10 protein-coding genes are annotated in these 8,012 nt (G+C 33.3%); 1 reads left to right on the top strand and 9 read right to left on the bottom strand.

Features of this window, described 5'->3' with window-relative positions; translation table 11 throughout:
- A partial coding sequence (locus tag MKY02_RS21965; RefSeq protein ID WP_340711707.1) for a ParA family protein occupies nt 1-102 on the bottom strand: 102 nt, incomplete at its 3' end.
- A gap of 456 nt (nt 103-558) precedes the next feature.
- On the opposite strand from MKY02_RS21965, the gene MKY02_RS21960 reads away from it, so the two are divergent.
- On the top strand, nt 559-891 hold the full coding sequence (locus MKY02_RS21960) for a hypothetical protein (protein WP_038179348.1): 333 nt from the start codon (nt 559-561) through the stop codon (nt 889-891).
- 314 nt (nt 892-1,205) lie between these two features.
- Here the strand turns inward: MKY02_RS21960 and MKY02_RS21955 are convergent, their stop codons facing one another.
- The 8 genes from MKY02_RS21955 to MKY02_RS21920 form a co-directional block, all read right to left on the bottom strand.
- A complete protein-coding gene (locus tag MKY02_RS21955; protein WP_038179346.1) occupies nt 1,206-1,760 on the bottom strand; it encodes a site-specific integrase in 555 nt (184 codons plus the stop codon).
- Nucleotides 1,761-1,960: 200 nt separating this feature from the next.
- Nucleotides 1,961-2,707, bottom strand: a complete 747-nt coding sequence (locus tag MKY02_RS21950; RefSeq protein ID WP_038179344.1) for a CsxC family protein — start codon at nt 2,705-2,707, stop codon at nt 1,961-1,963.
- A gap of 259 nt (nt 2,708-2,966) precedes the next feature.
- Nucleotides 2,967-4,151, bottom strand: coding sequence for a BC_2427 family protein (locus tag MKY02_RS21945; protein ID WP_038179343.1), 1,185 nt, complete (start codon nt 4,149-4,151; stop codon nt 2,967-2,969).
- A gap of 396 nt (nt 4,152-4,547) precedes the next feature.
- Nucleotides 4,548-4,829 (bottom strand): DUF5839 family protein, encoded by a 282-nt coding sequence (locus tag MKY02_RS21940; RefSeq protein ID WP_038179341.1) that lies wholly within the window; start codon nt 4,827-4,829, stop codon nt 4,548-4,550.
- Between the two features lie 64 nt (nt 4,830-4,893).
- Nucleotides 4,894-5,460 carry a helix-turn-helix domain-containing protein gene (locus MKY02_RS21935; RefSeq protein WP_038179339.1) on the bottom strand — a complete coding sequence of 189 codons (567 nt, stop codon included), beginning with the start codon at nt 5,458-5,460 and terminating at the stop codon, nt 4,894-4,896.
- 99 nt (nt 5,461-5,559) lie between these two features.
- Nucleotides 5,560-6,540: an HTH domain-containing protein gene (locus MKY02_RS21930; RefSeq protein WP_038179337.1), complete on the bottom strand. Its 981-nt coding sequence runs from the start codon at nt 6,538-6,540 to the stop codon at nt 5,560-5,562.
- A gap of 529 nt (nt 6,541-7,069) precedes the next feature.
- The gene (locus tag MKY02_RS21925; protein ID WP_038179335.1) at nt 7,070-7,363 is read right to left on the bottom strand and encodes a hypothetical protein; all 294 of its coding nucleotides are present in this window, start codon (nt 7,361-7,363) and stop codon (nt 7,070-7,072) included.
- Nucleotides 7,353-8,012: ParA family protein (locus tag MKY02_RS21920; protein WP_340711706.1), on the bottom strand; the 660-nt coding region annotated here is incomplete at its 5' end. The genes MKY02_RS21920 and MKY02_RS21925, both read right to left, overlap by 11 nt.

The following is an 8,012-nucleotide window of genomic DNA, read 5'->3' as shown; positions in this document are numbered from 1 at the left end:
TTTATAACCCCTCTGACCTAACAAATATGCAGTAAGACCACAAGTTGTTGTTTTACCAACTCCACCTTTCTGCAAAGAAAATGTAATAACTTTTGCTAACATTCAAATCACCATCCTTTAATAATAGTAAACAACACAAGCAAGAAACTGTAAAACCGTAAATACAGGTATGTATAAAGAAACGAACCTTAGAAAAACCGATAACATAAATAAAAGCACCCATAGGATGCTCAAAAACACTAACCACAGACGCTCCAGACTCTATAGGGGTTATTGTTTCTAAAAAACATTATTACCGTAAATACATAAAACTGTATATACAGTTTTATGTATTTACGGTTTTATGTATTTTTCTTTACAAACCTCAATTCTTCATATATCTCGTAGTCAAATCAAACTTGTACAAATTTTCATATTTAGTAATCAATCTCCCATATAACGCATTGCTAGTATGGTGCAGGGATTACGAAGGGTGGACGACAAAGAGAAATCCATATCCCTCGTCATTTTGAAAAACGTCTAGAACAGTTACTTCAAGGAAAAGGTGACAAAGAACGAGTGGTCAATGTATCGTACTCAACGATTCGAGACGGTATTAATGTGGCTTGTAAGAAAACAGGGATTGATCAGGCTGGCCGAGGTGCACATGGATTTCGCCATGCATATGCAAGAAATCGTATGGATCAGCTCATGACAGCTGAGCAAAAAACAATGATGCAAAGGATTATAGATAACTGCAGCATAAATCGGAAAGCCGACTACGGCATTTTAAGTGAAACGGATAAAACGTTGTATAACGCAACAAAAGAGGCAATGGATCGGATTCATAAAGAATTAGGGCATGGAAAGAATCGATGGGAGAAGAAAATGATAAAAAAAATTATCCTATAGAGATATCTATAAAAATGTTAAATGAATTAAAAGATCCAATATACATGAATAAATTTAGTTTCCTTAACGAAACTCTAAAAAATTAAAAAAAGGTCAAAAAAGCAAATTTGCTTTTTTGACCTTTTTACTGTCTAAAGAGATATGTATAACCTCTTATATTAAACCTTATTTTCTTCTTCCATGAGTTGAAAAAAATTCGGTATATCATCAAATTTCATGTCTACAATATTATCTTTCAACGACTCATTTTTTTTGTAACCGATGCAATAAATAATCACAATGGTAAATTTCCGTCTAGGTTATCTAATCAAAATCTATAAAGAAAAATCCTCCATCGTCGCATCCACTTCATCTTCCGTGACCCCTATATACTGCATCGTAATCGATGGTGCTGAATGATTAAACAGCTGCTGTAACACTGCCACATCCTTGTGTTGCTTGTAATGATGATACCCAAACGTTTTGCGCATGGTATGTGTACCGATATCCTCTCGTCCAAGCGCTTCTGCCGCCTTTTGTAGGACCCTGTACGCTTGTGTGGTGGAAATATGGCCGTTTCCTTTCTGACTGGGAAACAACCACGCAGATGGGCTCAAATAGCGTGTATACGACTCGATCAACTCTCTTGTGGCCCGTGGAATCAAAAAGCGTTTCGTTTTCTTCGTCTTTTGCTCGGTAATCACCAAATGCGTTTTCCCTCGTACATCTTCCACTTTCAATGGGACCAGATCACTCACTCTCAGCCCAAGGTTAATCCCGAGGTTAAATAAAAACAGATCTCGAGCGCGCGCATACTTAGACAGTGCCCACCGGAAATCCACAATTTCTGCCTTCGTGCGCAATGGCTGCACGTTCTTTTCTTTGGCCATCTCAACCCCTCATTTCATCCAATATCGTACATTTGATGTATGTTAGTGTATCACGAAAGGAAGAACCCCGTAAAACCGCAGAAAAAACGTATGAAAATATACATTTTCATACGTTTTTTATTACATAAAAAATTTCCTCAACTTCTTATGATTGAGGAGATAATCACATAATTTTGTTTATATTAAATTGTGTGTTCAATTTAACATTCAAGACCAGTATCCAAATTTGGTATAATTCTCAATGTACCTACACGATGTTGTTGAACTTGTAACACTTTAACAAAAACATCCATAACGATTTTTTCACGTATTGTTCCAAACTCACCTTGTGGTTCAACAGTAACTGGAGAGAAATCAAGTTCAAAGAAATTAGCACCTATTAATTCCCCATATGGTTGTTCGTTGTATTTCACAGAATTTTGGAAGAAATATTTATCCAATCGAGGTACTTCACCATTAGTGTCGTTTAAGAAATATGCTTTGTTACTATCAGAAATACCAATAATAGGTTTGCTTAAGAATTCATTTGCTGTAATCTCAGCGAATCCAGAAAACGGTACTTCAACAATTCGATCTTGTAATACACCTTGACAATCATCTGAAGAATACTCAATATTTTTCCGAATAAACCCTGATATAAATAATTTTGCTTTCGTTACTTCAAAGTAGTCTGTGCTTCCAATTTGATCAAATTTTACAGGAATGAGCTTCACTTGATTTAAAAAGACATTCTTTGTTACACGTTTAATCTCTGTTGCTGGTGGATCAAGTGAAATATCTGTCTCTACAACAACTTGAAGTGATCTTTCTACAAGTACAACCGGGACTTTCAAAATTGGCGTACTTACTGTCGTATCATTTAATACTGCATCATCAGACACCGGAATTTGTTGCGTTGACGGTACTGCGCATGATTCTTGTTGCTGGTTGCAATTACATTTTTTCATTTACTCACCTCTTTTGCTATTTTTTGAGCTTTTTCAAACTCTTATAATAAAATATGTGGACTAAATATTTTTAAATAGGCTAGTAGAATAGTCATTATGTTCATTTTTAGCTGGGGTTATTTACTAAACATAAATAGAGAAACTAATTATTATTATTTATATCAACCTACAAAGATGAGATATATCATAGTTTATTCATTTAAACATTTGTATCAATAATAATCCCATCTCGTGTTATAAAAATCGATGCATTTAACTACTATTCTTCATCATATAAGGTAGCCTTAATTTTCTGTATTTGTGAAAGATGAACGATTAAATTAAGTACCATTCTTTGGTGAAGTCGATTTTTCTTTTGCTTTTGTGCTGCATTTTTATTGTGATTTGTATTAGCTGAATACTTAAATCTTTGAAGAATTTCCCCTTCCAACGCTACTTTCCCTTTACATATCGTACATGTCCCATTACCTAATGATTTGCCATATTGAACAGGAGTAAATTTAAAATTTATTAATTCAACATTTCTGGAGATTTCTTTAAAACCAAGAACTTCCTGTTCAAAGAAAACTTGATTGCTCATATTTATTTCAATTTCATACTCTCCTACTACTACAGGGACTCTTACCTCTATATGATTATGTGTACATTCTGGTTTCCCCTTCTTTTTTTGTGAAGGCATATGGATTGAATTAGCAACCGTTTCATATATCCGTTTCTCTGCATGATGCATTTCATTTTCAGTAGTAAAACTAATAATTTCATTAATTTTTGAACGAACTAACCTATATTTCACTGGCTCAGGGTAAGATAATTCTGTATGAATAAACTGTGAATGACTTTCTGATTGTTGTGTCTGATCATCACCTTCGAGGAATAGTGCAGATTGCTGAATGATATCACCTCCAATGGGTCTACGGAGAAAATCGTTAATGTCAACAAATATAGTAAATGGAATTATATTCTCTTTTGAATAGATATTCCCAAAATTAGAAGGTGGAGTTACATTATGTTCTTCTTTATCTTCTATTCTCTTTTTTTTTATTTCCTGTTCTTCGATATCTGCCACAGATTCTGTTTTAATAGTTCTGTTATCACTTATTGAATTAGCCTGCAATGTCTCTAACTTTCTTTGTTGAAATTTAAAATTATTTGTATTCTTTTTAAAATGACGGCATTTGATTTTTGGTAATATGCGTTTTGAGGGGATTTTTATGTTATTTAATGATTTCTCACAATCATCTTTTTTTTCACATAAAGAATCTTTCTCTGAATCATCAAATTCAATTGATTCTTTAAGGGATTTGGTATGTACTGATTCATTTTCATTATCATTATCATTATTTTGATGTTGATATAATTCCTGGTCAGTTTGAGTCTTATAACTATTTTGTTGCTGGAATTGAATCCGCTTTAATTCATTGTAGAAAATCAATGGAGTATCCATTCCATCCACTCCCATAAAAATAGGCTTTTATCTATTTATTTATGCTTCTTGGCTTTTTTGGTTCCTGGTGATGAAGGATTGTCTTCAATTTAGCAATTGATTATGGTGAACGGAACAACAAAAAGCCTAATTCCTCAATTTAAATGCTGAGAAATTAAGCTTTTTAATATTTGAAATATGGACCTGATCCATTATCTCTTTTGTTTCGTTATACTACGATACGACTTATCCAATCCACTTAAAATGTCATAGTCGGCTTTCCCATTTACGCTACGGTTATCTACAATACTTTGCATCATTGTTTTTTGCTCACCTGTCATGAGCTGATTCATACGATTAAAAAGGAGTATTAAACAAAGGTTTAATGCTTCTTTTTTTCACTTCAGTTAAATTCTCTTAACATTGTTCAACTTTCTTTGGTGCTCTTTCCAAAATCTTAACTACACGTTTATAACGTTTTCCAGTCTCTTCTAATTCTTCTCGAGAAACATTCATAACTAATACTCGTGCTACATTGTTTTTAGAATGAACTAAAACGATATCCCCCTGTTGAATACTCTCATTACGTAACATTTTAGGGATATGCCAATTATATAATTGGGTAGTATTTAATTGCATAATTGTCTCTTCCATAGAACTTTTAATATGAAATCCTGTTATTGTATTATTTTCAAACATAGCCATCCCCCTAGTATAATTCACCCTTTGCCAATTCAATGTAACAATCGATTTTATACACCGATTATTTTTTAAACAATCTTGCTAGCAAAGAAGGTTTCTTTTGTTGACTTTGTTCTTCTAAAGATTCTATTTTTGCATTGAGCTTCTTAATTTCATTCATAAGTTCGTTCATTTGTTCATTACCTTCGTTATCCGATTCAATCGCTTTTAAAGTAGCATCCTGCTTGCTTTCTAACCCTACTAATCGCTCATTTAGCGCCTTATTTTCAGCACGCATCGCTACCATCTCATCGCTCATAAGCTCTAATATGCGATAAAGCTCATTATCAAAGGGCTCAACGGTCATCGCGCTTTGTTCATCGCGCTTGCGCTCGGCGATTGATTGAACAACGCTTGAAGGCGAAAAGTCAGCGCTTGAAACCTTTATTGCAGCTTCTTTAAGCGATAATTCACCGCGATTTTTAAGCGCTAGCATAGCGCTGAGTATATCAATATCATGTTCGTTATATTGACGCTGTTTATTTGCATTTTTATGTATTTTATAACCGTTTTGCTCCAATAATTGCGAATAAGCTCGTAAAGAAGGTGCTGATACGTTCAATATACTTGCTACATCACTAGCATTCATAGTCCGATCACTCCTTTTCAAACCAGTTGTAACCTTACATTTTTATTGTCAAACACTCTCAAAGACAATCTCAAGCATAGCAAAATAAGCTAGTCACTATTATTCTTCTAGCCAATTATAAAATACACCTTTTTTTGTTTTTCTAACGTGCTGATTTGCTAGTTTAACTGGTTGAATTGAAGGATATTCTAATCTATTTAATAATGCAGTTGTAAAAACAGCTACTACATTATCAAAATGGTTATACTCCATATCCATTGAAATATGATGAATTACTTCTTTAGCTGCAATGAATCGTTTTACATCTGTATCTGAACCTACTCTTAAAGCCAGTTTATAGGCGTTTTCACGAACGATAGAAGGATAGGGCATAGATTGTATGAAATCGAAAAACAAATGCTGATACTCGTTGTCTGTGTACGTTAAAAGCAATGTACGTTGTTCTTCGGAGGTTATCGGTTGTTGAGATTCCACTTCTTCTTTAAGTGTTTCTAACAAATTAAAACTATGAATATATTTATTATTAGCTTGTTTTGAATTATTTAAAGATAAATAAAGGTTAGGACTCTTATTTTCTTGTTCAAACGTAGACATATCAATGTCTTTAAACATTTTCTGTTGTGCATCTTGCTGTGCGTTTAATTGTGCAATAGATGCTTCTGACAACAAGAAAACTTCCCTCATAATCGATTTGAAATTCTCATGTTTCTTATCTACAATGACGTATTTACCACAATTTGATTTAGCCGATCTCAAACGGCCAACTACAAATTGATTCGTTGTTTTAATAGCTTTAATAGCATTTCTAACCGTTCTAACTGATACTCCAAGCTTTTCTTCAAGCGTATCAGTTCCAACTTTACATAAGCCATTAGCAGACAACCAGAATGCGATCTGTTCTAATACTAAGAATTGTTTTTGTGGAAATAGTTCATCCATAAATATATTTTGTTGCAGCAAATCTTCTTCTAGTTGTTTTAAACGATTTTCTTTTACAGATCGTTTCGGTTTATTTCCGCTGTAGGTCATGTAAAATTGTGTTCTCTGTTGAGTTGCTGTTAGTGTACTGTTAGTTGTCATTGTTATCTTCTCCCTTTTAAGAAAACAAAAAAGCATAATCAAACACTGTGTAGTGAATGACTATGCTTCTTCTTAATGACAATAATTAAATTGATATAAGAAAACTTCCTTGATAAATTGATATTCATCATATAAAATAATGACATATGAATTGATTCAAGAAGTTAGCAACGTCAATCACACCCTATATGTGATCTGGCGGTCAATAACAGGATTGCAGTCCTGTTATTGATGCTGACTTTTTTGATTTCGTTCAATTAAGTTACATAAATAGTAACATTACTACTTCGAATTGGAAACAATTATTATCCTTACTCGGCACATTTTACCTCTATATACATGTCCCAATTCCCCCCCCACTTACAATTCATTTTTTTCAAATCCTTATCTTTGTCAATACTTATATACCGCATTGCTAGTTTCCACCGATTTTTCCATGCCCTAATTCTTTATGGATCTGATCCACTATCTCCTTTGTTGCATTCGCAAAGTTGATTCTTTAATTCACTATAAATATAAAATTACTTGCTTAACGATTTAACTTATCAAGATATTCTTTCAATGCAACATCTACAATATCTAACATTGTACATTCCTCCAATGCTGCTGCTGCGCGTAAACGTTTGTGCAGATCAGCATCCAATTCAAATGTCGCCTTCTTAATTTTACGTTCAACTGCATTTACAGAAACCTGTATATCTGTATTTGCAATTTCCTGTATTTTTTCATTATCTTGTTGTAATAACTTACTTACAACGTCCCTATTACCTTTTGATTTAGGTGCTTCTTTGGGATTTTTATTATATTTATCTTTAATTGACACGACTCAACAACTCCTCTATGAAATTTCTATGTTGTTCCGTTGCAGCTCTAATTTCTGGATTATTAATAATACCGTATACAGGTAATCTCCCAATAGCTGCACGTCTTGAAATAACTGTATCAAATATCAAATCCTTATATTCTTCACGTACCAATTGCAATAACTCTTTATTATCAATTCGTCTCGCATCAGATAATGTAGCAAGAATCCCAGCTATTTGTAATGTATCATTGCCATTTTCTTTCGCACCCTCAATTGTTTCCATAAATCTAGGAAGAGCATTATAACTAAATTTAGCCGTTTCAAACATCATCACTACATAATCACTAGCCATCAAAGCATTAACTGTTTGAATACTAAGATTAGGTGGTGTATCAATTAAAATATAATCATACTGGTCTTTTACACTTTCAATAACTTCTTTAAGCAATTGAATTTTACTTTTTGGACCTCTATAATCTGCAATCAATACTAAATAATCGTCAGCTGGTACATAATCAATATTATCAGTAGCAACTTTAATATATGGATCTATATCCCCATTCTCCATTGCCTCTTTGATTGTCTCGTGATAAAACACTTCTAAATCATCATAACCACTCACCAATTGAGTTAAATTTCCCTGACTATCCATATCAATCGCCAAAAC

It is taken from the genome of Viridibacillus sp. FSL R5-0888 (genome assembly GCF_038009105.1).
GTDB classification, from domain to species: domain Bacteria; phylum Bacillota; class Bacilli; order Bacillales_A; family Planococcaceae; genus Viridibacillus; species Viridibacillus arenosi.
The sequence above is the reverse complement of the archived record's forward strand: the minus strand, read 5'-3'. Positions and strand labels throughout refer to the sequence as shown.

Coding starts and splice junctions, on each gene's coding strand:
- MKY02_RS21930 (WP_038179337.1), bottom strand. CDS start 6,540: ATGACAACTAACAGTACACTAACAGCAACTCAACAGAGAACACAATTT.
- MKY02_RS21940 (WP_038179341.1), bottom strand. CDS start 4,829: ATGTTTGAAAATAATACAATAACAGGATTTCATATTAAAAGTTCTATG.
- MKY02_RS21950 (WP_038179344.1), bottom strand. CDS start 2,707: ATGAAAAAATGTAATTGCAACCAGCAACAAGAATCATGCGCAGTACCG.
- MKY02_RS21935 (WP_038179339.1), bottom strand. CDS start 5,460: ATGAATGCTAGTGATGTAGCAAGTATATTGAACGTATCAGCACCTTCT.
- MKY02_RS21955 (WP_038179346.1), bottom strand. CDS start 1,760: ATGGCCAAAGAAAAGAACGTGCAGCCATTGCGCACGAAGGCAGAAATT.
- MKY02_RS21945 (WP_038179343.1), bottom strand. CDS start 4,151: ATGGATACTCCATTGATTTTCTACAATGAATTAAAGCGGATTCAATTC.